Source organism: Agrobacterium sp. ST15.13.015, assembly GCF_027871645.1.
Lineage (GTDB): Bacteria > Pseudomonadota > Alphaproteobacteria > Rhizobiales > Rhizobiaceae > Agrobacterium > Agrobacterium leguminum.
This window is the reverse complement of record NZ_JAQAHF010000001.1, coordinates 226769-250646: the sequence shown is the minus strand read 5'-3', so window position 1 is coordinate 250646 and position 23878 is coordinate 226769. Positions and strand designations below refer to the sequence as shown.

24 protein-coding genes and 2 pseudogenes are annotated in these 23878 nt (G+C 59.6%); 12 read left to right on the top strand and 14 right to left on the bottom strand.

Features of this window, described 5'->3' with window-relative positions:
• Positions 1-2: 2 nt before the first annotated feature.
• Both ubiB and PIB16_RS01240 read left to right on the top strand, forming a co-directional pair.
• Positions 3-1577: a 2-polyprenylphenol 6-hydroxylase gene (gene ubiB, locus PIB16_RS01245; RefSeq protein ID WP_065654589.1), complete on the top strand. Its 1575-nt coding sequence runs from the start codon at positions 3-5 to the stop codon at positions 1575-1577.
• A gap of 165 nt (positions 1578-1742) precedes the next feature.
• A complete protein-coding gene (locus PIB16_RS01240; protein WP_065654590.1) occupies positions 1743-2657 on the top strand; it encodes a sterol desaturase family protein in 915 nt (304 codons plus the stop codon).
• Between the two features lie 9 nt (positions 2658-2666).
• Here PIB16_RS01240 and PIB16_RS01235 read toward each other — a convergent pair whose 3' ends face one another.
• The 3 genes from PIB16_RS01235 to PIB16_RS01225 all read right to left on the bottom strand — a co-directional run bounded on the left by PIB16_RS01235 (position 2667) and on the right by PIB16_RS01225 (position 5896).
• Positions 2667-3041 carry an MmcQ/YjbR family DNA-binding protein gene (locus PIB16_RS01235; RefSeq protein ID WP_065654591.1) on the bottom strand — a complete coding sequence of 125 codons (375 nt, stop codon included), beginning with the start codon at positions 3039-3041 and terminating at the stop codon, positions 2667-2669.
• Entirely contained in the window at positions 3038-4243 is a 1206-nt protein-coding gene (gene coaBC, locus PIB16_RS01230) for a bifunctional phosphopantothenoylcysteine decarboxylase/phosphopantothenate--cysteine ligase CoaBC (protein WP_271044847.1), read from the bottom strand. Before coaBC ends, PIB16_RS01235 begins: the two co-directional genes overlap by 4 nt.
• Before the next feature lie 69 nt (positions 4244-4312).
• On the bottom strand, positions 4313-5896 hold the full coding sequence (locus tag PIB16_RS01225; RefSeq protein WP_003520100.1) for a peptide chain release factor 3: 1584 nt from the start codon (positions 5894-5896) through the stop codon (positions 4313-4315).
• 90 nt (positions 5897-5986) lie between these two features.
• On the opposite strand from PIB16_RS01225, the gene dut reads away from it, so the two are divergent.
• The 3 genes from dut (at position 5987) to cysK (ending at position 8272) form a co-directional block, all read left to right on the top strand.
• The gene (gene dut / locus PIB16_RS01220; RefSeq protein WP_271044846.1) at positions 5987-6457 is read left to right on the top strand and encodes a dUTP diphosphatase; all 471 of its coding nucleotides are present in this window, start codon (positions 5987-5989) and stop codon (positions 6455-6457) included.
• Between the two features lie 87 nt (positions 6458-6544).
• Positions 6545-7162 carry a LysE family translocator gene (locus tag PIB16_RS01215; RefSeq protein WP_271044845.1) on the top strand — a complete coding sequence of 206 codons (618 nt, stop codon included), beginning with the start codon at positions 6545-6547 and terminating at the stop codon, positions 7160-7162.
• Between the two features lie 141 nt (positions 7163-7303).
• Entirely contained in the window at positions 7304-8272 is a 969-nt protein-coding gene (cysK, locus tag PIB16_RS01210) for a cysteine synthase A (RefSeq protein ID WP_003520103.1), read from the top strand.
• Between the two features lie 218 nt (positions 8273-8490).
• Here cysK and PIB16_RS01205 read toward each other — a convergent pair whose 3' ends face one another.
• The 11 genes and pseudogenes from PIB16_RS01205 to rsmI form a co-directional block, all read right to left on the bottom strand.
• Positions 8491-10023: a YifB family Mg chelatase-like AAA ATPase gene (locus tag PIB16_RS01205; protein ID WP_271044844.1), complete on the bottom strand. Its 1533-nt coding sequence runs from the start codon at positions 10021-10023 to the stop codon at positions 8491-8493.
• 185 nt (positions 10024-10208) lie between these two features.
• On the bottom strand, positions 10209-11168 hold the full coding sequence (gene gshB, locus PIB16_RS01200; protein WP_003503823.1) for a glutathione synthase: 960 nt from the start codon (positions 11166-11168) through the stop codon (positions 10209-10211).
• A 242-nt stretch (positions 11169-11410) separates the two neighbouring features.
• Positions 11411-11923: a cupin domain-containing protein gene (locus tag PIB16_RS01195; RefSeq protein ID WP_035264088.1), complete on the bottom strand. Its 513-nt coding sequence runs from the start codon at positions 11921-11923 to the stop codon at positions 11411-11413.
• 109 nt (positions 11924-12032) lie between these two features.
• Positions 12033-13133, bottom strand: coding sequence for a sn-glycerol-3-phosphate import ATP-binding protein UgpC (locus PIB16_RS01190; RefSeq protein WP_271044843.1), 1101 nt, complete (start codon positions 13131-13133; stop codon positions 12033-12035).
• A gap of 10 nt (positions 13134-13143) precedes the next feature.
• Entirely contained in the window at positions 13144-13986 is an 843-nt protein-coding gene (gene ugpE, locus PIB16_RS01185; protein WP_003520108.1) for a sn-glycerol-3-phosphate ABC transporter permease UgpE, read from the bottom strand.
• Positions 13987-13997: 11 nt separating this feature from the next.
• Positions 13998-14966 (bottom strand): ABC transporter permease subunit, encoded by a 969-nt coding sequence (locus tag PIB16_RS01180; protein ID WP_271044842.1) that lies wholly within the window; start codon positions 14964-14966, stop codon positions 13998-14000.
• A gap of 83 nt (positions 14967-15049) precedes the next feature.
• Positions 15050-16348, bottom strand: coding sequence for an extracellular solute-binding protein (locus tag PIB16_RS01175; RefSeq protein ID WP_271044841.1), 1299 nt, complete (start codon positions 16346-16348; stop codon positions 15050-15052).
• Between the two features lie 120 nt (positions 16349-16468).
• Positions 16469-16633 (bottom strand): annotated as a pseudogene (locus PIB16_RS26755) (DapH/DapD/GlmU-related protein); the annotation flags it as partial.
• A gap of 222 nt (positions 16634-16855) precedes the next feature.
• Positions 16856-16996: pseudogene (locus PIB16_RS26750) on the bottom strand (maltose acetyltransferase domain-containing protein); the annotation flags it as partial.
• A gap of 34 nt (positions 16997-17030) precedes the next feature.
• On the bottom strand, positions 17031-17399 hold the full coding sequence (locus PIB16_RS01165; RefSeq protein ID WP_065654598.1) for a YraN family protein: 369 nt from the start codon (positions 17397-17399) through the stop codon (positions 17031-17033).
• Positions 17389-18330 (bottom strand): 16S rRNA (cytidine(1402)-2'-O)-methyltransferase, encoded by a 942-nt coding sequence (gene rsmI, locus PIB16_RS01160; RefSeq protein ID WP_271044839.1) that lies wholly within the window; start codon positions 18328-18330, stop codon positions 17389-17391. Before rsmI ends, PIB16_RS01165 begins: the two co-directional genes overlap by 11 nt.
• A 267-nt stretch (positions 18331-18597) precedes the next feature.
• Between rsmI and dnaN the strand changes: the two genes are divergently transcribed.
• The 7 genes from dnaN to PIB16_RS01125 all read left to right on the top strand — a co-directional run bounded on the left by dnaN (position 18598) and on the right by PIB16_RS01125 (position 23820).
• Entirely contained in the window at positions 18598-19716 is a 1119-nt protein-coding gene (gene dnaN, locus PIB16_RS01155) for a DNA polymerase III subunit beta (RefSeq protein ID WP_065654600.1), read from the top strand.
• Positions 19717-19909: 193 nt separating this feature from the next.
• Complete coding sequence (pmtA, locus tag PIB16_RS01150; RefSeq protein WP_271044838.1) at positions 19910-20503, top strand: phospholipid N-methyltransferase PmtA; 594 nt, start codon at positions 19910-19912, stop codon at positions 20501-20503.
• A 95-nt stretch (positions 20504-20598) separates the two neighbouring features.
• On the top strand, positions 20599-21195 hold the full coding sequence (locus PIB16_RS01145) for a histidine phosphatase family protein (RefSeq protein ID WP_271044837.1): 597 nt from the start codon (positions 20599-20601) through the stop codon (positions 21193-21195).
• Positions 21196-21199: 4 nt separating this feature from the next.
• On the top strand, positions 21200-21907 hold the full coding sequence (gene pyrF / locus PIB16_RS01140; protein ID WP_003503850.1) for an orotidine-5'-phosphate decarboxylase: 708 nt from the start codon (positions 21200-21202) through the stop codon (positions 21905-21907).
• A gap of 20 nt (positions 21908-21927) precedes the next feature.
• Entirely contained in the window at positions 21928-22215 is a 288-nt protein-coding gene (locus PIB16_RS01135) for a DUF1330 domain-containing protein (RefSeq protein ID WP_065654603.1), read from the top strand.
• A 121-nt stretch (positions 22216-22336) separates the two neighbouring features.
• Entirely contained in the window at positions 22337-23317 is a 981-nt protein-coding gene (locus PIB16_RS01130) for a complex I NDUFA9 subunit family protein (RefSeq protein WP_065654604.1), read from the top strand.
• A 347-nt stretch (positions 23318-23664) separates the two neighbouring features.
• Positions 23665-23820 (top strand): hypothetical protein, encoded by a 156-nt coding sequence (locus PIB16_RS01125; protein ID WP_004439462.1) that lies wholly within the window; start codon positions 23665-23667, stop codon positions 23818-23820.
• The last annotated feature ends 58 nt before the right edge of the window (positions 23821-23878 follow it).

The window sequence follows — 23878 nt, the reverse complement described above, 5'->3', positions numbered from 1 at the left end:
GCATGAGTACTTTGGGCGCATATTTCCGCCTCGCAAGGGTTGGCTGGGTTCTCGTGCGCGAAGGCGTCGTGCTGGCCCTGCCTTCCGATGACCTGCCTGCTCCCGCCCAATTGTTGAAAGCGCTGCTGAAACCGTTCGCCCGCAGCAAGGCGAAAAGGGCGCAGCGCAGCGACCGTCTGGCGGTGGCTGTCGAGCGGCTTGGTCCTTCCTACGTGAAGATGGGCCAGTTTCTCGCCACCCGGCCGGATGTGGTGGGCGCCGACTTCGCCGACGATCTTGCGAGCCTTCAGGACCGCATGGCCTTTTTCCCGGCGGCTGCGGCGAAAGCGAATATCGAAGGCTCGCTCGGCCGTTCGGTGTCCGATCTCTACAGGGAATTCGGCGATCCTATTGCCGCCGCCTCCATTGCCCAGGTTCATCCGGCAATTGTGGATACGCCGAAGGGGCCGCGCAAGGTGGCCGTCAAGGTCATCCGCCCCGGCGTGCGCCAGCGTTTCCAGAACGATCTCGAGGCGATGTATCTGATCGCCGATCTGCAGCAGCGTTTCGTCCGCTCCGCACGTCGCCTGCGCCCCGTCGAGGTGACACGCACGCTGGAGCAGACCACCAAGATCGAGATGGATCTGCGGCTCGAGGCCGCCGCCCTTTCCGAACTTGCGGAAAACACCAGGGACGATCCCGGATTCCGAGTGCCCGAGGTCGACTGGGAACGCACCGGGCGCGATGTCGTCACCATGGAGTGGATCGACGGCGTCAAGATGTCGGATATCGAAGGGTTGAAGGCCGCCGGCCACGACCTGAACAAACTTGCCGACACGCTGATCCAGTCCTTCCTGCGGCACACGCTGCGCGATGGCTTCTTCCATGCAGACATGCATCCCGGCAATCTCTTTGTCGATGCTGAGGGCGAGATCGTCGCCGTCGACATGGGCATTGCCGGACGTCTCGGCAAAAAGGAACGCCGCTTCCTTGCCGAGATCCTCTACGGCTTCATTACCCGCGATTACATGCGGGTGGCGGAAGTGCATTTCGAAGCCGGTTACGTGCCGGGCCATCACGATATAGCAAGCTTCGCCCAGGCGATCCGCGCCATTGGCGAGCCGATCCACGGCCAGCCGGCCGAAACGATCTCCATGGGCAAGCTTTTGACGCTGCTGTTCGAAGTGACCGAGCTTTTCGACATGGAAACGCGGCCGGAACTGGTGATGCTGCAAAAGACCATGGTGGTGGTGGAAGGCGTGTCGCGCATGCTCAATCCGCGCTTCAACATGTGGAAGGCGGCAGACCCCGTCGTCGGTGGCTGGATCAGGGACAATCTCGGCCCGAAACGCATCGTCACCGATCTGAAGGACGGCGTGAAGGCGGCCCTCAAGCTTGCCGAGGCAGCGCCGGAGATCGCCGCCAAGACCGAAAAGCTGCATTCCGAGTTGATGTATATGAGCGAGAACGGCCTGCGTTTCGACGCGCAGACGGCGGAAGCCATCGGCAAGGCGGAAGCGCGCCACACCAAATGGGGACGGGCGGCACTCTGGGTCATAGCGCTGACGCTTCTTTACATCGCCATCAGGATAAGCTGAGCATCTCGGCACCGGTGAGTGCCATGTTTGTGTAATGCATTGGAGCGATAAGGGCCTGATCTCCAATCGAGACAGGTGATCGATGCGGGGTAAGGGCTGCTTTGATGCCTGCGCGGAATTGCGCCGGCGGTATAGACGGACGATGCCGGACGGGATTTGATTTTGATGGCAAAAGCGCAAGTATTGAAAGAGGCCCTTTCCTATTCTTCATGGCCGCTGGTGTTCGTCGGCGGCCTCGTGGGGTCCTATTTCGCTTTCACAAGCAGCCATCCCATCGCGGCCTTTTTGACCGTTTATGCGGGCGCGGTTTTAAGCCTGTTTCTTCTCGAACGTTATATTCCCTACGAAATCCAATGGCTTGAGGGTGACGGCGAAACCGTGAACAGCATCGGCCACACGCTTTTGACGAAAGGGCTGGTCCAGCTCGCAGCCGCCGCAGCGGCAATCTTCCCGATGGTGACCGCCAATGTGCTGCAGCCGCTCGCCGCCATGCGGTTCGACCTCTGGCCGTCTCATCTGCCGATGATCGTTCAGGTCGCCCTTGCAGTGACGATTGCCGAATTCGGCCTCTACTGGTCTCACCGTATTGCGCATGAAACCGTATTCTTCTGGCGTTTCCATGCACTGCATCACAGCGTCGTGCGGCTCTGGGTCGTCAATACGGGACGGTTCCATGTGGCCGATTCCCTGTTCAAGATCGCGCTCAGCCAGATTCCGCTCTATTTCATGGGTGCGCCGCTACAGGTTTTCTGGTGGCTCGGTGCCGTTACCGCATTCATCGGTATTTTGACCCATTGCAACGTCGATATGAAAACGGGGCCGCTCGATTACGTATTCAGCACCCCGCGCCTGCACCGCTGGCACCATTCAAAACAGCTTCCGGAAGGAAACACCAATTACGGCGAGAATCTCGTCTTCTTCGATCTGATCTTCGGCTCCTACCATAATCCCGACAGGCCCTCTTCCACCGATATCGGTATCAAGGGCAAGATTGCGAAAGGATTCCTGCCGCAGCTCCTGCAGCCCTTCACCAAGGAAGGCGTCCGCCAGATCATCGGCAAGGACACCAAGCTCGACTGAACCGAAAAACTACAGGGCACGCGCAGTATCGGTCACGATACCCAGTTCGCCCCGCAATTTTTTGGTAAGACCGGCCGCGACAAGCTCATAGGAGCGGCGCACATAATGCTCCAGTTCTTCCTGTTCGAGCGGGGAATGATCGCCAATCGATATCCATTTGCGTTTGGCGAAATAGGGCGCCTGCCCTATGCCTTCCAGCGAGGTCAATATTTCGAAGCTCTCTTCCGAGCATTTCACGACCAGCCGCCAGTCCTCCCGCTCGCCAAGCACGGCAAAGACCTTGTCGCCCACCTTGGCGACATGGGAATCCCATTGGTCGACGAAACGCACGCCCGGCCATTTGCCGAGCACCCTGTCGAATGTCTTGCGATCGAACAGGCTCATGCGAGTTTCTCCGCGATCAGGACCGCCAGACGTTTTGCAACGTCGGCCTTGTCGAGATCCGGCCAGACGTCGATGCCATCCGCGGAAATAATCTTCACGCTGTTGCGATCCCCGCCCATGATGCCGGTTTCCGCCGAAACATCATTCGCGACGATATAATCCGCCCCTTTGCGCTCCAGCTTCGCCCGGCCGTTCTTCTCGACATCCTGCGTTTCGGCGGCGAAGCCCACCACAATTCTCGGGCGCTTTTCATGATGGCCGACGGTTTTGAGAATATCGGGATTTTCCGTCAGTTGCAGCGCCGGCGGGGCATCGCCCGGCTGCTTCTTGATCTTCTGCTCCGACGAGCCCGTCACCCGCCAGTCGGCGACGGCGGCTACCATGACGGCGATATCCGCCGGCAGTCTCGATATCACCGCATCGCGCATCTCCTCGGCGCGCTCGACATGGATCGTCGTGACCCGGGCAGGATCGGCGATGGTGACCGGGCCGGAAACCAGCGTAACCTCTGCCCCCAGTTCCGCCAGAGCCGCCGCAATGGCATGGCCCTGCTTGCCGGAGGAGCGGTTGGCGATGTAGCGCACCGGGTCAATCGGTTCATGCGTGGGGCCGGAGGTCACGATCGCCGTTCTGCCCTTCAGGGGCTTTGGCCCCTCATCCAGCAGTGCGGCGACGGCTTCGACGATCTGCAATGGCTCGGCCATGCGGCCAAAACCAGCCTCGCCTTTCTCTGCCATCTCACCGGCCATGGGTCCGATGAAAAACACGCCGTCTTTTTTCAGCGTTTCGGCATTACGCAGCGTGGGCTTTGCCGCCCACATTTTCGGGTTCATTGCCGGTGCCACCAGCACCTTGCGATCCGTCGCGAGAAGAATGGTGGAGGCAAGATCGTCTGCAAGACCATGCGCCATCTTCGCCATCAGATCGGCGGTGGCGGGCGCCACAAGCACGAGGTCGCAGTCACGCGCCAGCCTGATATGGCCGACATCCTGTTCATCCTGCCGGGAAAAGAGATCGGTGAAGACATGGGTGGCGGAAAGTGCACCGACGGCAAGCGGCGTGACGAATTCCTGGGCGCCCTTCGTCATCACCGGCGTCACCTTCGCGCCGCGCTCTTTCAGGCGGCGGATGAGATCGAGGCTTTTATAGGCTGCGATGCCACCGGAGATGATGAGGAGAATATGTTTGCCTGAAAGCGTCATGATGCCGGACCAGTTTCCCGTTTCAGGGGAAACTAAGCCCTTGGCATACAAAGTGCAATCACGCCTTTGTCACGCCGCCTTGGCGACGTGATATTCCTTGATCGCGACCATCTTGATCGCCGGAAAACGCTCGGACTCATAGCGGAGCGAGAAGGCGTCCTGCGCCAGAAACACCGGATCGCCATCCAGATCGCGGGCGATATCGCCGCGCTTGACGTTGAGGAACTTGTCCATTTCCGCCGGCTGATCGGAAGAAATCCAGCGGCAGACGGAAAAGCGCGACATTTCGAAGGAGACCGGCAGGCCATATTCGCCCATCAGACGCTCCTTCAACACGTCGAGCTGCAGCGCACCGACAACACCGACGATGGCCGGCGAGCCGTCTTCCGGCGAAAACAGCTGCACGACGCCTTCTTCCGCCATCTGCTGCAGGGCTTCCTTCAGCTTCTTCGCCTTCATGGCGTCTTCCAGACGCACGCGGCGGAGAATTTCCGGCGAAAAGTTCGGCACGCCCTGGAAGACGAGGTTTTCACCCTCGGTCAGCGTATCGCCGATGCGCAGCGTACCATGGTTCGGGATGCCGACCACGTCACCCGCAAAGGCCGTATCGGCAAGCTGGCGCTGCGAGGCGAAGAAGAACTGCGGCGCAGTGAGGCCCATCTGTTTGCCGGTGCGGGCAAGCCGCGCCTTCATGCCGCGCTCCAGCTTGCCGGAGCAGATGCGGGCAAAAGCGATGCGGTCGCGATGGTTCGGGTCCATATTGGCCTGAATCTTGAAGACAAAGGCCGTCATTTTCTCTTCAGCTGCATGGACGGTGCGGGTGTCCGCCACCTGATCGCGCGGCGGCGGTGCGAAATCGCCAAGCGCATTGATGAGATCACGCACACCGAAATTGCGCAGCGCCGAACCGAAGAACACCGGCGTCATATGACCTTCGAGAAACGCCTGACGATCGAAAGGACGGCAGGCTTCCAGCGCAAGCTCCGTTTCCTCGACGAAAAGATGGCGCTCATTTTCCGGCAGACGATCGGCAACCGCCTGCGGACCGTTGACCGGCATGGCTTCCACCTGCGTATCCACGCCACGGAAGGTGCTGTCGGCGAGATTATAGGCGCCGCAGAAGGTCTTTGCTCGACCGACCGGCCAGGTGATCGGCGCGGTATCGAGCGCGAGCTTCTCTTCCACCTCATCGAGAATCTCGAATGGGTCGCGGCTTTCGCGGTCCATCTTGTTGATGAAGGTGATGATCGGAATATCGCGCATGCGGCAGACTTCGAACAGCTTCAGCGTGCGCGGCTCGATACCCTTGGCGGCGTCGATGACCATGATCGCCGCATCCACCGCCGTCAGCGTGCGGTAGGTGTCGTCGGCGAAGTCCTCGTGGCCGGGCGTATCGAGGATGTTGAAGACCCGGTCATTATATTCGAAGGTCATGACCGAGGTGACGACCGAAATGCCGCGCTCGCGCTCGATCTTCATCCAGTCCGAACGGGTCTGGATGCGATCCTTCTTCGCCTTCACCTCACCGGCAAGCTGGATCGCTCCGCCGAACAGCAGCAGTTTTTCGGTGAGCGTGGTCTTACCCGCGTCCGGGTGCGCGATAATAGCAAAGGTGCGGCGGCGGGAGACCGCCTCGGCAAGTGTTTCGGCCATCTGACAAATCCTGTGGAATTGCGGGCTATCTAGCGTTTCAGGCCCGCATTTGCAATTGACCTTGCCGCGATCTCGGCAAACTAATGCCGGATGACCCTTCAAAACTACAATCGCCCCCCTCTCCGGCTCGTCCGCCTCGCCAATGGCGCTGACCTCGAATTGCCGTCCTACGAAACCCGTGGCGCCGCCGGCATGGACCTGCGCGCTGCCGTACCTGCCGGTGAACCGCTGACCCTGCAACCGGGTGAACGCGCCCTGGTCCCGACCGGTTTCATCTTCGAGGTTCCGCAGGGTTATGAGGCGCAAATCCGCTCCCGCTCCGGCCTCGCCATCAAGAACGGCATCACCTGCCTCAACTCTCCCGGCACGGTGGACAGCGATTATCGCGGCGAGGTGAAAGTCATCCTCGCCAATCTTGGCCAGGAGGTTTTCGTCATCGAGCGCGGCATGCGCATTGCGCAGATGGTGATCGCGCCGGTAACCCAGGTTGTTGTGAGCGAAGTGACGGAGACCTCTGAGACGGCGCGGGGCGCCGGCGGTTTCGGCTCCACCGGCGTTTAGCGACAGCGCTGGGACAGAAGCGCGGACCGATTGTCTTTACCCGGCAATTTCGCTATGGATTTGGCGGATTTTTCGGGAAATACGATCATGACGCTGACGACCCTTTTCGCCTATGCCACCGCCCTCTTCATCGCTGCCGCCATTCCCGGCCCCGGCATGACGGCGATCGTGGCGCGGGCGCTGGGTTCGGGCTTTCGCGAAACCTTTTTCATGGGTCTCGGGCTGGTGCTGGGCGACATGATTTACCTGACCGCTGTGATCCTGGGCCTGGCCTTCGTCGCGCAGACCTTTCAGGAAGCCTTCATGGTGCTGAAATTCGCGGGCGCGGCCTATCTCCTTTATATCGCCTGGAAGCTTTGGACCGCCGGTCTCTTGCCGCACGACCTGAAGGCGAAGAAGAGCACCAGCATGTCCATGTCCTTCCTGTCCGGCCTGCTGATCACCCTCGGCAATCCCAAAACCATGCTTTTTTATGTGGCGCTGGTGCCGACACTGATCGATATCCGCATGATCGGCCCTTCGGAATATGCGACACTTCTCGCCATCACCTTCGTCGTGCTGATGGCGGTTCTCCTGCCTTACATCCTGCTTGCGGCCAAGGCGCGTAACCTCCTGAAAAGGCCGAGCGCCTTGACGATCCTCAACCGTACGGCGGCGGCTATTCTGGCCGGAACCGCCACCATGATCGCGATCCGCAGCACGTAAAACAAATTCGTGCATTTATGCGATTTATCGTGAAATTATTCCTGCAATTTAGGGATATTAGGACGAACGTTCGCTAGCTTGCGAAAGCTATTGCTCCTATTCTGCCGCTCAAATCTTGCGGTCTTTACACAGGAGAGCATCATGCCCGAAGCCAGAAAGCCCGGACGCGGACGCGTCTATTCCTCGATTACGGAAACAATCGGCGACACACCGATCGTGCGGCTCGACAAGCTGGCGAAGGAGAAGGGCGTGAAGGCCAACCTTCTCGCCAAACTTGAATTTTTCAATCCCATCGCTTCCGTGAAGGACCGCATTGGCGTCGCCATGATCGAAGCTCTGGAAGCGCAGGGCAAGATCACCCCCGGCAAAACCACGCTGGTGGAGCCGACATCCGGCAACACGGGCATCGCGCTTGCCTTCGCCGCCGCCGCGAAGGGCTACAAGCTGATCCTGACCATGCCTGAAACCATGTCGGTTGAACGCCGGAAAATGCTGGCCCTGCTCGGCGCCGAACTGGTGTTGACCGAAGGCCCCAAGGGCATGAAGGGCGCCATCGCCAAGGCGCAGGAACTGGCCGAGACCCTGCCTGACGCGATCATTCCGCAGCAGTTCGAAAACCCCGCCAATCCCGATATTCACCGCAAGACGACGGCTGAAGAAATCTGGAACGACACCGAAGGCACGGTCGATATTCTCGTCTCGGGCATCGGCACCGGCGGCACCATCACCGGCACGGGTCAGGTGCTGAAATCCCGCAAGCCCGAGGTGAAGGTCATTGCCGTCGAACCTGCCGACAGCCCGGTTCTTTCCGGCGGCAACCCCGGCCCGCACAAGATTCAGGGCATTGGCGCCGGTTTTGCACCCGCCATCCTCGATACCGGCATTTATGACGAGATCGTCACCGTGACCAATGACGAGGCTTTCGAAACCGCACGTCTGGCGGCAAGGCTGGAAGGCGTGCCGGTCGGCATCTCCTCGGGTGCGGCGCTGGCGGCGGCCATCAAGGTTGGCGCGCGGGAAGAAAATGCCGGCAAGAACATCGTCGTCATCATTCCTTCCTTTGCGGAACGCTACCTTTCGACGGCGCTTTTCGAAGGCCTCGGGCTTTAAGCCAGGCTTTCAAGCGCGGTAAGGATCGCGCGCCAGAGTAGCGAATATTCTTATGTGCCGCCGGCTTCCGCTGGCGGCACAGTGTTTTTTCAGGGAAGGTACAACAGGCGACCTTCTGGAGCATATCCGGTTTAAACGGAATCGTTAGATGTGCTCTAATTACTTGTTTTTACACACTTCCCCACCAAAAACCGCTTCGTGCGTTTACTGGAAATGTTCTATGCCGCCGCCGTCAGCCTTTCGCCAGCGATACGATAGGACACGGCTTCCGCCACATGGATGCGGCCGACCGTCTGTTTGCCATCCAGATCGGCCAGGGTGCGGGCAACCTTGAGAATGCGATGATAACCGCGCGCGGAGAACTTCAGCCGCTCGGCCGCATCGCGCAGCAATTGCAGCCCGGATGCATCCGGCTCGGCATATTTTTCTATCAGGGTCGTCGTGCAGCGGGCATTGGTGCGAATGGCGGCAAATCCCGCCGCCGCGTAACGTTCCTGCTGCGCAAGGCGCGCCCGGGCGACACGGGCGGCAACCGCCGCACTCGGCTCGGACGGGACGGGGCGGATGAGATCGGCAGCGGAGACGGCGGGAACGTCGATGCGGATATCGATACGATCCAGCAGCGGGCCGGAAATGCGGGCCTGATAATCCGTCACACAACGCGGGCCTCGGGCGCAGGTGAAACCCGGCTCTCCCGCCATGCCGCAGCGGCAGGGGTTCATCGCCGCAACGAGCTGGATTTCCGCCGGATAGCTGACGCGATGATTGGCCCGCGCAATGATGCATTCGCCAGTTTCCAGCGGCTGGCGCAATGCATCCAGCACCTGCGGCGAAAATTCCGGGAACTCATCCAGAAAAAGAACGCCGTGATGGGCGAGCGAAGCCTCACCCGGCTTGGCGCGAAGCCCCCCGCCGATCAGCGCCGCCATGGTGGCGGAGTGGTGCGGGGTGCGGAACGGCCTGCGGTCCGAAAGCTTGCCGCCGGACAATTGGCCGGCGATGGAATGGACCATCGACACTTCCAGCAATTCCGCCGCTTCCAGCGGCGGCAGGATGGAAGGCAGGCGGGCTGCGAGCATGGATTTGCCGGAGCCGGGCGGACCGACCATGAGCAGGTTGTGGCCGCCGGCGGCCGCCACCTCCAGCGCACGCCGGGCGCTCTCCTGTCCTTTGATATCCGCTAAATCCGGCAGATTGACCGGGTTGGCGCGGATGGCGGGCGTCGGGCGCGAAAGAAGCTGGGTGCCACGAAAATGATTGGCCAGCGCAATCAGGCTGCGCGGGGCGAGAATATCGATACCGGCGCCGGCCCAGGCCGCTTCCGGCCCGCTTTCCGCCGGGCAGATCAGCCCCTTGCCAAGCGCATTGGCGCCGATCGCCGCTGGAAGGGCGCCCGAAACCATACCGATGGTGCCATCGAGATTGAGTTCGCCGAGAACCACATAACGTGCCAGCATTTCTGCCGGTATCGCGCCCAAAGCGGCCATGAGGCCAAGCGCAATGGGAAGATCGAAATGCGATCCTTCCTTGGGCAGATCGGCAGGCGCGAGATTGACGATGACCTTTTTTGCCGGCAGCGCCAGACCCGAGGCATGCAGGGCGGCCTGCACCCGCTCGCGGCTTTCGGCCACCGCCTTGTCGGGCAAGCCGACAATCTGGATGCCCACCTTTCCCGGTGCGACCATGACCTGCACCTCGACGGGCACACCCTCTATGCCCTGAAATGCAACCGTATTGACCCTTGCCACCATGGCCTGCCCCCGCAAACCGGCCGCGCTGGTCAGAGCTTCATGCCCTATCACGGCCACCCGCAAGCAACGTGCCACAGGGCAAAGAATAAAACAAGAACATCCAGCGAACAATTTCTCGCTGACGATGTATTTTAGTTGTGTCTAGTTGTACTCGCGGAACAAAGCTGGACCGGCGAAAGCTCGCCTCAGAAATCCTGGGCTTCGCGCTTTTTCTCGATCGCATCCCACAACAGGCTTGCGACATCCGCACCGCCAAATTTCCGCACTTCGCGAATGCCGGTCGGCGAGGTGACGTTGATTTCCGTCATATAGTCGCCAATCACATCGATACCGACGAAGAGGAAACCGCGCTCCCGCAAGGCAGGGCCGATGCGGCGGCAGATTTCCTTCTCGCGCGCCGTCAGTTCCGTCGGTTCCGGCCGGCCGCCGGCGTGCATGTTGGAGCGGGCGTCGTTTTCCGCCGGCACGCGGTTGATTGCGCCAACCGGCTCGCCATCCACCAGGAGGATGCGCTTGTCGCCCTTGCGGACGTCAGGCAGATATTGCTGGGCGATATAAGGCTCGCGGAACATCTGGCCGAACATCTCCAGCAGAGAAGAGAAATTGCGGTCGTCGCGCGCGGAATGGAAGACGCCTGCACCACCATTGCCGTAAAGCGGCTTGAGGATGATATCGCCCATTTCATTGCGGAAGCGGGCGATTTCCTCCACGTCCTTGGTGATCAGCGTCTTCGGCATCAGATCGGCGAATTCGGTGACGAAAATCTTCTCCGGCGAATTGCGCACCCAGGCGGGATCGTTGACCACCAGCGTTTTCGGATGAATGCGCTCCAGCAGATGGGTTGAGGTGATGTAAGCCATGTCGAATGGTGGATCCTGACGCAGATGGATGACATCCATGGTCGACAGATCGACGCGCTCCGGTTCGGACAGGGAGAAATGGTCGCCCTTGATGTCACGCAGTTCCATCTGCTCGACGGTGGCGTAAATCTTGCCATCGCGCATGGAAAGGCGCTCGGGTGTATAATGGAACAGCCGGTATCCGCGTGCCTGCGCCTCAAGGCTCATGGCGAAGGTGGAGTCACCGGCGATATTGATGCCGGAGACATGATCCATCTGGATCGCGACGTTCTTGATCTTCGCCATGCGCATGTTCCTCTTGCAGCATACGGACGCTTTGTCGGCCCGCGGTGCCCATTGCCTCGCCTTTTCAAGCTTCCCTGCAGGACCGGTAGAAACCCGGAAATGCTTCAGAAAACCCTGAAGATGTAGGGCAGCGACCATTCAAAGGCAACTGCTGCAAGCGGTGGTTTGTGTGAGTTTTATTGAACCTTCACAATTCCGTCGGCGGAGCCGTGCAGCCCCACCGACTGGAATGTTTTATGGGTTCAGGCCGCCAGCTTATAGGAACGGCCGGCAAATAGCTTGTTCTTGACGCGATAGGCAAAAGCCAGCGCCTTGGGGAACGGACGGCGCATGAAGGCAACCTTGCGGACATAATCATCCACTCGCCAGGTGGCCCATGTTCCCGCAGGGAAATAAGCGACATCACCGACCCGCAGGATGCTGATTGAACCGTCTTCCGCGGTCACATGCACTTCGCCTTCGAGAATATAGACGGTTTCATCCCAGCCGAAGAACCAGCGGAACTCACCCGCCGTGCAATCCCACATGGCGGTGCTGGAGGCACGGTCGCCGCTTCTGGAATGATCCGCCGCGCGCGCCTGGGGGTTGCCGGAAATGATCCATTCCGGATTGATGGGGGCCGGCTGAAGCCGCAAATCGGTGCAGGATGCGCTGACGACAGCCTCGTCTTTTGACCGGCGCAAATAGGCTGGTAATATCGGCACGGTCCGGACCGCCATGGTTGCTGCGGCAGCGAACATCATTTTGAAGGACATATTAGAAAACCCCCGTGAAATATTGGAGGTCTTCTATCATCGGGATCGTAACGAAGCGGTTTTGACAATCGGCGCAATTTTAGTCATCACGCCGATTTCTGCGATGCGCTCAGGCCGTCGCCATTTGCGCGGGCTGCACAGCCAGCTGCTCGGCTTTGCCGGCAATGCGCTTGCCGGTTTCGCTGGAGAAGAAATGCAGTTTTTCCGGTGCGATCGTGACGGAGAGCGCAGACGGAACCTCGACATCCGGCGGAAAAGCAACTGTCAGGTTCTGGTCGCCGATCATGCCGTGGATAAGTCGCTGCGAACCCAGTTCCTCGATGTAATCGACCCGAAGCGGGAAGCCCTGCTCACCTGCCGTAGCGAGGCGGAAATCTTCCGCCCGCATGCCCACCGTCACGGGGCCGGAGGCAGGTGCGAAACCGTTGAGCGCAAAGAGCGACGGACCGATGGCGAGGCTATCGCCATGCAATTCGGCGTTCAGCAGGTTCATGGCGGGAGAGCCGATGAAACTCGCAACGAAGGTCGAGGCGGGGGTGTGATAGACATCGAGCGGCGCGCCGATCTGTTCGATACGGCCGCCATTCAACACCACAAGACGGTCGGCCAGCGTCATGGCCTCCAGCTGATCGTGGGTGACGTAGATCGAGGTGGTGCCGAGGCGCTTTTGCAGGCGCTTGATCTCGCCGCGCATGGAAACGCGCAGCTTGGCATCGAGATTGGACAGGGGCTCGTCGAACAGGAAGGCCGCCGGTTTGCGCACGATGGCGCGACCCATGGCGACACGCTGCCGCTGGCCGCCGGAAAGCGCGCGCGGCTTGCGGTCCAGATAGGGTTCGAGCTGCAGCATACGCGCGGCTTCGGCCACACGCGCATCGATCTCCGTCTTCGGCGTCTTGCGATTCTTCAACCCGTATTCCAGGTTCTGGCGCACCGACATATGCGGATAAAGCGCATAGTTCTGAAACACCATGGCGATATCCCGGTCGGCCGGATCGGCCTGATTGACCACCCGGTCACCGATCTTCACCGTGCCTTCGGAAATATCCTCAAGCCCTGCGACCATGCGCAGAAGCGTGGATTTGCCGCAGCCGGAGGGGCCGACCAGAACGATGAACTCGCCATCCCTGATGTCGATATCGACGTGGTGCACGGCGCGCACGCCGCCATGATAATCCTTGCAGACCTGACTGATTTCTATCGCGGCCATTTCGGTCTCCTTATTTATCGCTTTCGGTCAGGCCCTTGATGAACCAGCGCTGGAAAATGACGACGATCAGCACCGGCGGCAGCATGGCCAGCACGGCGAGCGCGAAAGCTTCGTTGTAATCGGGAATTTGCGAACCGACCCAGACCTGCAGGATCGACTTGATGCCGCGCATCAGGGTGAAGAAGCCCTCATCCGTCGTCATCAGCATGGGCCAGAGATACTGGTTCCAGCCATAAACGAACATGATGATGAAGATCGCCGCCATCATGGTGCGGGACAGCGGGATGAGAACGTCGATGAAGAATTTCACCGGACCCGCACCATCGATACGGGCAGCCTCCAGAAGTTCCTCCGGCACGGATTTGAAGAACTGCCGGAAATAGAAGGTGCCCGTCGCCGAAGCGAGAAGCGGCACGATGAGGCCGGTATAGGAGTTCAAAAGGCCGAGTTTGCTCATCACCTCGTAGGAGGGCATGATGCGCACTTCAAGCGGCAGAAGCAGCGTGGTGAAAATGATCCAGAAGGCGAGCGTTGCGAACCGGAAGCGGAAATAGACGATCGCATAGGCCGCCGTCATCGACAGGACGATCTTGCCGACGGCAAAACCGATGCCGAGGATCAGCGAATTCAGCACCATGTTGAGACCCGTGATCTGCCCGGTGAAGCCGCCCTTCTGGGTCAGGACCTTTTCATAAGTCTCGATGAAATTGTCGCCGGGAACCATCGTCAGACCGCTGCGGTGGATTTCTGCAGCGGTATGGGTGGAGGTCATGAAGGCCACGATGACCGGCAAGATCAGGAACAGCGCGCCGATGATCAGCACCAGATGATCGAGGGGTTTTGTCTTGTACATGGTCTTTTCCCTCAATTGTAGTGGATGCGCTTTTCGATGAAGCGGAACTGGATGATGGTGAGAACGAAGACGACCAGCATCAGGATGACGGACTGGGCCGAGGAGCCACCGATGTCATTGCCGCGGAAACCATCCAGAAACACCTTGTAGACCAGCGTGATCGGATTGTTGGCCGCCTTGTCCTTCACCATCACGTCGATGACGCCGAACGTGTCGAAGAGCGCATAGGTGATGTTGATGATCAGCAGGAAGAAGGCCGTGGGCGCCAGAAGCGGCATGATCACCGTCCAGAACCGGCGAAAGCCCGAACGGCAGTCGATGGCGGCGGCTTCCCGCACCGAGACCGGAACGCCCTGAAGACCCGAAAGGAAGAAGATGAAGTTGTAAGGGATCTGCTTCCAGACCGCGACGACGATCATCGCGAAGGCCGTATCGAAATAATTTAGGCCGACCTTCATGTCCCAGCCGAGGAATGCGGCCATTTTGACGAAGGGGCCGATATGCTGGTCGAAAAACATCATGCCGATGAGACCCGCGACCGGCGGCGCGATGGCATAGACGGAAATCAATAGCGTCTTGTATGTCGAGCTGCCGCGAATGATCGCGTCGGCCTTGACGGCGAGCAGCAGGCCGAGCGCCAGCGAAAAGAAGGTGACCAGCACGGTGAAGACGACCGTGAATTTGGCGATGCTGAGATATTCGGGGCTGAAGATCGCATCCGAATAATTGGCAAGTCCGACGAAGGAAGCGCCGAAACCGAACGGGTCTTCGATATAGAAGGACGAATGTATGGCCTGAACCGATGGCCAGTAGAAGAAGATGAAAATCACCGCAAGCTGCGGCGCCAGAAACAGGTAGGGTACGTAGGACGAGGAGAACTGCACGCGCTTCATGCCGGCGTCGGCAGGTTTGGCTGGCTTTCCAGCCTTTGCGGACCAGCCGGACAAAAACCGGCGCGGTTGAGACGATGTATAGGCCACGCTTGCGCTTCCTTATCCGAGAGCGAGCCTCCCTTCCGTGGGAAAGGAGGCTCGGCAATGGTCATTGGTTTCGAAACAGACGATCAGCCGGCCGTCTTGGCGAAACGGGCGAGCAGGTCGTTGCCTTCCTTCTCGATGATCTCGAAAGCAGCCTTCGGCGTAACTTCGCCGGAGAAGATGCGATTATATTCGCGTTCCATGACGGCGCGGATCTGCGGGTAGAAACCAAGGCGGTAGCCCTTGGACCATTCGCCGCCCGGCAGCGAGAGCTGCTGGATACCGACTTCCGCGACCGGCTTCTCCTTGTAGAAGCCTTCAGCCTTGGCCTTTTCGTAAGCCGCCTTGGTGATGGCGACGTAACCGGTTGCCTTGTGGTAGAAGACCTGGATTTCCGGCGAGGTCAGGAATTGGAAGAAGTCGGCCACGCACTTGTTTTCGGCTTCAGACTTGCCCGACATTGCAAAGAGCGCAGCGCCGCCGATGAAGGAGTTGGTGCCAGCACCCTTGATGGAGCCCCAGTAGGGAAGGAAGGTTGCCGAGAACGGCATGGTCGCCGTCTTCTGCAGGCCGCCGAAGGAGCCCGAAGAACCGATCCAGAACGCGACCTTGCCTTCTTCGAAGGGTTTCTGGTTGTCGTTCCAGCCGGCGCCGTAATAGGCGAACAGGCCCTTGTCCTTCCAGTCCTTCAGCTTGTCGAACATCATGACGAGGTTCGGGTCGGTGACCTTGAGCTTGGTGTCGGTGACGCTGTTGTAGCCGTTATTGTTGGTGGCGAACTGGATGTTGTTGCGGGAGAAGAAGTTCTCCGTGAACTGCCAGGTGAGCTGCGACTGAACGAGCGGAATGTAGCCGGCTTCTTTCAGCTTCGGCGCAACCTGCTCGAACTCTTCCCAGGTCTTCGGGGCTTCGACGCCGGCCTTCTTCAGGGCTTCGTCGTTGACGTACATGATGGGGGCGGAGGAGTTGAACGGCATGCCGACAAACTTGCCGTCAGCGGCAGCATAGAAATAACGCACGCCGTTGATGAAGGCGTCGCGGTCGAACTTGTAACCGGCCTTGTTGATGAGGTCTTCGGCAGGAATGACGGCGCCCTTGGCGTTGATGATGGTGGCGGCGCCAGCATCGAAAACCTGGAGGATGTTCGGCTGTTCGCCAGAGCGGAAAGCAGCGATGCCGCTGGCCAGGGCTTCTTCATAGGAACCCTTGGAAACCGGCGTCAGAGCGCATTCTTTCTGGGCTTCGTTGAACTTCTGGGCGACTTCGTTGATGACTTCGCCATTGCGGCCGCCCATGCCGTGCCACCAGGTGATGTTGGTAGCAGCCATGGAAGATGTCGCCGAAATGCTGACGGCCACTGCGGCCATGGAAATCTTCTTCAACATTACTAAATCCTCTCCACCATTTATTGGGATGAGGATGCGAATAGAGACGTTCCATGACGCCTCTTTGACAGTTCCATGTCAGATTTATTACAGCGACTGACGAAAATCTCAGTCGGTCATGCGCTTTATGGGCCGAGCCGGATTTCCAACCACCGTGACGCCCGGCGGCACATTGCGCGTCACCACCGAACCGGCACCGACAATCGCGCCGTCACCGATGGTGATGCCAGCCAGAAGGATCGCTCCGCCGCCGATCCAGACATCACGGCCGATCGTGACAGGCTTTGCGATTTCAATGCCTTGCGCGCGCGACACCGGGTCCAGATGGTGTTCCGCACAATAGATGTGCACCGCAGGCCCGAGCATCGCGCCGTCGCCTATCGTAACCTTCGCGGAATCGAGAATGGTGCAGCCGGCATTGAGATAAACATTTTTGCCCAGCGTGATGTTGAAACCGTAAGCGCAATGAAACGGCGCTTCGATAAATGCCCCTTCACCAACAGAAACGAACAGAGACCGTAGCAAGGAGGCCATTGCCCCGCGCTCATCCGGCGGCATCGTATTGTGCTGGTGGACGGCCCCTCGTGCCCGCCAGCGCAATATATCCAGCTCGGCATCCATGCAGCTGTACCATTCGCCCGCGGCCATTTTTTCCCGCTCGGTGGACATGTTTCCCTCCCCTTTAAAAGGCGTCGATAAAATGCTGCGGCAGGCGTCGTGGCAAAACGGCGATGATATCGAAACGCAGCGAAAACCGCGCGGCATCCTTGCGACGGGCGAGCCACAGATCGGCCGCCGCCCGAATGCGTTGCTGCGAATGGAAACCGACGGCATCCACGGCACCTTCGCCGGACGTTCGCGCCTTGACCTCGACAATGGCGACGAGGTCCTTCTTGCGGGCGATGAGATCGATTTCCCCCAGCCGGGTACGATAACGAATGGCGAGGATGCGATATCCCTTCAGCAGCAGATAAAGTGCCGCCCAATATTCCGCGGCATGGCCGCGTCGCTCGGCCTTGCGCCTGTTATTGCTTCGCCCGTCAGCGGCCATCCGTTTCCTTCATATCCAGCAGCCTTTGATAAAGCTCCTTGCGCGGCAGGCCCGTCAGCTTGGCGGCTTCGCCTGCCGCCTTGGCGGCGGGCATGGTGGCGACGAGGTCCTTCAGAAGCTTCTCGACATCCTCGATATCGGGAATCTCGTCATAAGAGGGCGGCTCCACCAGAAGCACGATCTCACCCTTCACCACACGGTCACCACCGTAATAATCCGCAAGCTCGCCAAGCGTGCCGCGCCGGAACTCCTCGAAGGTCTTGGTCAGCTCGCGGCAGACCACGGCGCGGCGGTCGTGGCCGAGCACTTCGGACGCGACCTTGACGGAAGCGCCAATGCGATGCGGCGATTCAAAGAAGATCAAGGTGGCCGGGATTTTTGCGAGTTCGGCAAAACGGTCGCGCTTGCCCCGATCCTTCACCGGCAGGAAGCCCGCAAACAGGAAAGCATCGCTCGGCATTCCCGAACCCACGAGGGCAGCGAGCGGCGCGGATGCTCCCGGCACCGGTACGACACGATGCCCGGCCTCGAGCGCGAGCTGGCCGAGGCGGTAACCGGGATCGGAAACGAGCGGCGTTCCAGCATCCGAGACCAGCGCCACGGATTTTCCCGCCTCAAGCGCCGCAATGAGCTTCGGCCCCGCTTCGTTTGCATTGTGCTCATGATAGGCGAGCGGGCGGTTGCGGATGCCGTAACGTTCGAGCAGGATGCGGGTGACGCGGGTATCCTCGCAGGCGAGAACATCGGCCGAGGCCAGCGTTTCCAACGCGCGGATGGTGATATCGCCAAGATTGCCGATGGGCGTGGCCACGAGATAAAGCGCAGGCTCCAGCGGCCGCGCCGGAATGGTGGCCGTGCCGATCCTGAAGCTCTTTGTTGCATCTCTCAAGTCGCTGTTCGATATTTCTTCCGTCACACGGCTTCCAATCATTCTGGCCGATTATTCGCGGCCGGTCGCTCTGGTTTCCTCTCTTTATGGGCAATAGAAAACCGGCGAACAAGGTCCACGGACGCCCCCAGCCTGTGGATCATGCTGTATAGCAGCAAAATGACCCGCGGCAGATGCACTCGGCTCTTGCATTTCCTGCAATAACTCTGCCATTTTGCCCGTCCACATTATCCGGCTTTCTGGCCGGTGAAGACTCTTCTTGCCGATCCGGCGGTGGCCGGTTCGCAACGGTTGAAAGCGGTAGCGTCCATGCGTATTACTCTTGAGCGGTCGAACCTTCTGAAATCGCTGAACCACGTCCACCGGGTCGTCGAGCGTCGCAACACGATCCCGATCCTGTCCAACGTCCTGCTGCGCGCATCCGGCGCCAATCTGGACATGAAGGCGACCGACCTCGATCTCGAAATCACCGAAGCGACACCGGCCATGGTGGAGCAGGCAGGCGCCACCACCGTGCCGGCGCATCTGCTTTATGAAATCGTGCGCAAGCTGCCGGACGGTTCCGAAGTGCTTCTGGCCACCAATCCGGACGGCTCCTCGATGACGGTTGCCTCCGGCCGTTCGAAATTCTCGCTGCAATGCCTGCCGGAAGGGGACTTCCCCGACCTCACGGCCGGCACCTTCAGCCACACCTTCAAACTGAAGGCGACCGATCTGAAGATGCTGATCGACCGGACGCAATTTGCGATCTCGACCGAAGAAACGCGTTATTACCTGAACGGCATTTTCTTCCATACCATCGAAAGCAATGGCGACCTGAAGCTGCGCGCCGTCGCGACCGATGGCCACCGCCTGGCGCGCGCCGATGTGGATGCGCCTTCCGGTTCCGAAGGCATGCCGGGTATCATCATACCGCGCAAGACCGTCGGCGAGTTGCAGAAGTTGATGGACAACCCTGAGCTGGAAGTCACCGTCGAAGTCTCGGATGCGAAAATCCGCCTGACCATCGGTTCGGTCGTTCTGACCTCGAAGCTGATCGACGGCACATTCCCGGATTATCAGCGCGTGATCCCGACCGGCAACGACAAGGAAATGCGCGTCGATTGCCAGACCTTCGCGCAGGCTGTCGACCGCGTCTCGACCATTTCTTCCGAGCGCGGCCGCGCCGTGAAGCTCGCGCTCACCAACGGCCAGCTGACGCTGACCGTCAACAACCCGGATTCGGGAAGTGCTACGGAAGAAGTGGCTGTCGGTTACGACAATGATTCGATGGAAATCGGCTTCAACGCCAAATATCTCCTCGACATCACCTCGCAGCTTTCCGGCGACGACGCGATTTTCCTGCTGGCCGACGCCGGCTCGCCGACGCTCGTTCGCGACACCGCCGGCGACGATGCGCTTTATGTTCTGATGCCGATGCGCGTTTGAAACGGGACTTTTTTGCAGGTTTCATCAAAAAAGCCGGTGGAACGCTTCACCGGCTTTTTTTGATTCGGCGACGGTGTATTTCAAACCGTAAGCGAATTTTTCCAGTTACGACATTTTGCCTTGTTTTTGCGCCAAATGGGATCAACATTGCGTAACAGTTTTTTGACAATGACCAAAAGCATCTGAGGGAACTATGGCACTTAACCTGAAGCAACGGCTTGAACAGAAATTTGAAGAAGAAATCCGCTTTTTCAAGGGCATGGTCAGCCAGCCGAAAAAAGTCGGGGCCATTGTACCGACATCGTCCATCACGGCGAAAAAAATGGCGAGTGTCATCAATCCCCATTCCGGCTTGCCGGTTCTCGAACTCGGCCCGGGCACGGGCGTCATCACCAAGGCCATTCTGGCGCGCGGCATCAAGCCGGAGAACCTGACCGCCATCGAATATTCGACCGATTTCTACAATCAGCTCCTCAGGAGCTATCCGGGCGTCAATTTCGTCAATGGCGACGCCTTCGATCTCGATGCGACGCTTGGCGAACACAAGGGCCAGATGTTCGACAGCGTCGTTTCCGCCGTGCCGATGCTGAATTTCCCCATGGCCGCCCGTATCAAGCTTCTCGACGAATTGCTGGAGCGCGTGCCCCATGGCCGCCCCGTCGTGCAGATATCCTACGGTCCGATTTCCCCCATCGTCGCGCAGCCGCATCTCTACCACATCCGCCATTTCGATTTCATCGTGCGCAATATTCCGCCGGCGCAATTGTGGACCTATACGCGGGCCTGATCTTCGACAGAGTGCGGGAACTCGTCATTTCCCGGTCGTGACGAATGGTTAGGGTGTCGATTTGCCCTTTCCATCGCCCTTGAGGACCGATTGTCATGCATCCGCTCTACATCACCCACCCCCAGGTCAAGATCGATCCGGCTGTTCCCGTTCCCGAATGGGGGCTTTCGGACAGGGGTGCCGAGCGGACGCGCGAGGCAAGCCGCCTGCCCTGGGCACGGTCATTGCGCCGCATCGTTTCCAGCGCCGAAACCAAGGCGATCGAAACCGCCCGCATCCTGGCTGAAACCTCCGGGGCGGAAATGGACATCGTCGAGGCGATGCATGAAAACGACCGGTCCGCCACCGGTTTTCTGCCGCCGCCGGAATTCGAAAAGGCGGCGGACTGGTTCTTCGCCCATCCCGAGGAAAGCTTTCACGGCTGGGAGCGTGCAATCGACGCGCAGGCGCGGATCGTCGGGGCGGTCAAAGCCGTTCTCGACCGGCACGACCCGCAGCAGCCGATTGCCTTTGTCGGCCATGGTGGCGTAGGTACGCTTTTGAAATGCCATATCGAAGGCCGCGGCATCAGCCGCAACAAGGACCAGCCGCCCGGCGGCGGCAATCTCTTTCGCTTCTCCATCGCCGACTTTTCACTTGCAGCCGCGTCCCCCACATGCGACTGGACGGCAATGGAAACATGGCAGGGATAAGACAATGACCGCGCGCGAAAAACTCATCGTCGGGCTGGATGTTCCGACTGTGCAGCAAGCCGAAGACATCGTGTCGAAAATCGGCGACGAGGTTCTGTTCTACAAGATCGGTTATCAGCTGGTCTTTGCCGGCGGTCTCGAATTCGCGCGCGACCTTGTCCAGAGCGGCAAGAAGGTCTTTCTCGACATGAAACTGCTCGATATCGACAATACCGTCGCCTCCGGTGTCGAAAACATCGCCCGCATGGGCATGTCGATGCTGACGCTGCATGCCTATCCCAAAGCGATGCGCGCCGCCGTCAAGGCCGCCGAAGGCTCCGGTCTCTGCCTGCTGGGCGTCACCGTGCTGACGTCGATGGACGACGTCGATCTCGCCGAGGCGGGTTATGCCTCTGACGCCCGTTCGCTGGTCCTGCGCCGGGCGGAGCAGGCACGCGAGGCTGGCATGGGCGGCATCGTCTGTTCGGCGGAAGAATCGACCGCCGTGCGCGAAATCCTCGGCCCGGACCTTGCCGTCGTCACCCCCGGCATTCGCCCGGCCGGCGCGGATCTCGGCGATCAGAAGCGGGTGATGACACCCTACGACGCCATCAAGGCCGGATCGAGCCATCTGGTCGTCGCCCGCCCGATCGTCAGGGCGGAAGACCCGAAAGCGGCGGCCCGCGCCATTCTTGACGACATGCTGCGCGCCAGCTTTCCGGCCAATCAGTAACGACAATCGGAGGAGATGAAATGGCAAAGGGATATTGGATCGCCCGCGTCGATGTGCGCGATAGTGAGCGTTACAAGGACTATGTCACGACGGCTAAGCCCGCTTTCGAGCGGTTCGGCGCCAATTTCCTGGCCCGTGGCGGCGCGCTGACCGAGCTGGAGGGCAAGGCGCGTGCGCGCAACGTCATCATCGAGTTCCCGTCGGTGCAGCACGCCATCGACTGCTATAATTCTCCCGAATATCAGGCCGCGGCCAAAATCCGCCAGGAAGTCGCGGATGCGGAGATGATGATCGTCGAAGGAATTTGACGTCCGTCAACCGCATTTCCCAAACCGTCTTCCAGCCTCGCGACAACATCTCTTCACGCGCGCGCGGCTTTGGGCTAAGAGACTGAAAAACGCTTTATCGACAGCTTCTGAGGAGCCTCTCATGACCTTGGCCAACCTTCCACCCCTCGTCACCGTTTTCGGCGGTTCGGGTTTTGTCGGGCGGCATGTCGTGCGGATACTTGCGAAGCGCGGTTACCGCATCCGCGTCGCCGTGCGCCGCCCGGATCTCGCCGGGTTCCTGCAGCCGCTCGGCAATGTCGGCCAGATTTCCTTCGCCCAGGCGAACCTGCGTTATCGCGATTCCATCGTTAAAGCCGTGGAAGACGCCGACCATGTGGTCAATTGCGTCGGTATTCTGACCGAAAGCGGCCGCAACACCTTTGACGCCGTACAGGAATTCGGTGCGAAAGCCATTGCCGAGGCGGCCCGCGATGCTGGCGCCACGCTGACGCATATTTCCGCCATCGGCGCGGATGCCGGTTCGCCGACCGGTTATGGCCGCACCAAGGGCCGCGCCGAGGCCGCCATCCATTCCATTCTGCCTGGCGCCGTGATCCTGCGCCCGTCGATCATTTTTGGACCGGAAGACGATTTCTTCAACAAGTTCGCAAAAATGGCCCGCAGCATGCCGTTCCTGCCGCTGATCGGTGGCGGGAAAACCAGGTTCCAGCCGGTCTATGTCGAGGATGTCGCGGAAGCCGTCGCCCTTGGCGTCGATGGCAAGCTGAAACCCGGCGCGATCTATGAACTCGGCGGTCAGGATGTCATGACATTCCGTGACTGTCTCGAGGCGGTTCTTGCCGCGACCTACCGGGAGCGTCCCTTCGTCAACCTGCCCTTCGGCGTCGCGTCCATGATTGGCAAGATCGCTTCAATGGTGCCGCTGATTGCGCCGCCGCTGACGCCCGATCAGGTGACCATGCTGAAAAAGGACAATGTCGTTTCCACCGACGCCGAAAAGAACGGCCTGACACTGGAAGGCATTGGCATCACCCCCGTTCGCGTCGCGTCCATTCTGCCTTCCTACATGGTGCAATACCGCCCGCACGGCCAGTTCTCCAATGCCGGAAAAGCGGCCTGAAGCCCACCTTCAGCCTCATCGAACACAACAAAGCGGGAGCCATTCCCGCTTTTTGTTTTTGCGCAATTCAATCGCAACCAAACCGCTATTCGTGCATTTTCCCCTCAACTGCAGGGGAGGTGTTGAATGAACCAGGGCTGTTTTGCAAAGCCGGGTAAAAGTTAACGGTGGTCCGGCCTCCACAGGCAAGCGTGGCACAAGCGCAACTGTGGAAAAGACTTCGTATTAACCCGGTATTCAACAAGCTGCTTTATTGATATTCGCCACATTCCAAACATATCCCGACCACTCAATTCACACACGGCGGCATGATCCGCGCGAACGAACGTCTGAAAGGCAATCATAAAATGGGCAGATCTATCGCACTCTTTTTTGCGTGTGCGGCTTTGGTGGTTCTGGCGGGTTCTTTCATGGCGCCGGGAACGGTTGCAGCGGGTAAGAGCGGTTGCGCTCCCGCCTATGGCGTCGACCCCTGCGCAACGGCTTCGATCAGCACCAACTGATCGGCCTTTAAAAGTTTCAAAGAAAAAGCGCCGCCGGTTCTCCGGGGCGCTTTTTCTT

Excerpts from the sequence above, each read along its gene's own strand:
- ubiB (WP_065654589.1), top strand. The coding sequence starts at position 3 with ATGAGTACTTTGGGCGCATATTTCCGCCTCGCAAGGGTTGGCTGGGTT.
- PIB16_RS01240 (WP_065654590.1), top strand. The coding sequence starts at position 1,743 with ATGGCAAAAGCGCAAGTATTGAAAGAGGCCCTTTCCTATTCTTCATGG.
- PIB16_RS01235 (WP_065654591.1), bottom strand. The coding sequence starts at position 3,041 with ATGAGCCTGTTCGATCGCAAGACATTCGACAGGGTGCTCGGCAAATGG.
- coaBC (WP_271044847.1), bottom strand. The coding sequence starts at position 4,243 with ATGACGCTTTCAGGCAAACATATTCTCCTCATCATCTCCGGTGGCATC.
- PIB16_RS01225 (WP_003520100.1), bottom strand. The coding sequence starts at position 5,896 with ATGGCCGAAACACTTGCCGAGGCGGTCTCCCGCCGCCGCACCTTTGCT.
- dut (WP_271044846.1), top strand. The coding sequence starts at position 5,987 with ATGACCCTTCAAAACTACAATCGCCCCCCTCTCCGGCTCGTCCGCCTC.
- PIB16_RS01215 (WP_271044845.1), top strand. The coding sequence starts at position 6,545 with ATGACGCTGACGACCCTTTTCGCCTATGCCACCGCCCTCTTCATCGCT.
- cysK (WP_003520103.1), top strand. The coding sequence starts at position 7,304 with ATGCCCGAAGCCAGAAAGCCCGGACGCGGACGCGTCTATTCCTCGATT.
- PIB16_RS01205 (WP_271044844.1), bottom strand. The coding sequence starts at position 10,023 with ATGGTGGCAAGGGTCAATACGGTTGCATTTCAGGGCATAGAGGGTGTG.
- gshB (WP_003503823.1), bottom strand. The coding sequence starts at position 11,168 with ATGGCGAAGATCAAGAACGTCGCGATCCAGATGGATCATGTCTCCGGC.
- PIB16_RS01195 (WP_035264088.1), bottom strand. The coding sequence starts at position 11,923 with ATGTCCTTCAAAATGATGTTCGCTGCCGCAGCAACCATGGCGGTCCGG.
- PIB16_RS01190 (WP_271044843.1), bottom strand. The coding sequence starts at position 13,133 with ATGGCCGCGATAGAAATCAGTCAGGTCTGCAAGGATTATCATGGCGGC.
- ugpE (WP_003520108.1), bottom strand. The coding sequence starts at position 13,986 with ATGTACAAGACAAAACCCCTCGATCATCTGGTGCTGATCATCGGCGCG.
- PIB16_RS01175 (WP_271044841.1), bottom strand. The coding sequence starts at position 16,348 with ATGTTGAAGAAGATTTCCATGGCCGCAGTGGCCGTCAGCATTTCGGCG.
- PIB16_RS01165 (WP_065654598.1), bottom strand. The coding sequence starts at position 17,399 with ATGGCCGCTGACGGGCGAAGCAATAACAGGCGCAAGGCCGAGCGACGC.
- rsmI (WP_271044839.1), bottom strand. The coding sequence starts at position 18,330 with ATGATTGGAAGCCGTGTGACGGAAGAAATATCGAACAGCGACTTGAGA.
- dnaN (WP_065654600.1), top strand. The coding sequence starts at position 18,598 with ATGCGTATTACTCTTGAGCGGTCGAACCTTCTGAAATCGCTGAACCAC.
- pmtA (WP_271044838.1), top strand. The coding sequence starts at position 19,910 with ATGGCACTTAACCTGAAGCAACGGCTTGAACAGAAATTTGAAGAAGAA.
- PIB16_RS01145 (WP_271044837.1), top strand. The coding sequence starts at position 20,599 with ATGCATCCGCTCTACATCACCCACCCCCAGGTCAAGATCGATCCGGCT.
- pyrF (WP_003503850.1), top strand. The coding sequence starts at position 21,200 with ATGACCGCGCGCGAAAAACTCATCGTCGGGCTGGATGTTCCGACTGTG.
- PIB16_RS01135 (WP_065654603.1), top strand. The coding sequence starts at position 21,928 with ATGGCAAAGGGATATTGGATCGCCCGCGTCGATGTGCGCGATAGTGAG.
- PIB16_RS01130 (WP_065654604.1), top strand. The coding sequence starts at position 22,337 with ATGACCTTGGCCAACCTTCCACCCCTCGTCACCGTTTTCGGCGGTTCG.
- PIB16_RS01125 (WP_004439462.1), top strand. The coding sequence starts at position 23,665 with ATGGGCAGATCTATCGCACTCTTTTTTGCGTGTGCGGCTTTGGTGGTT.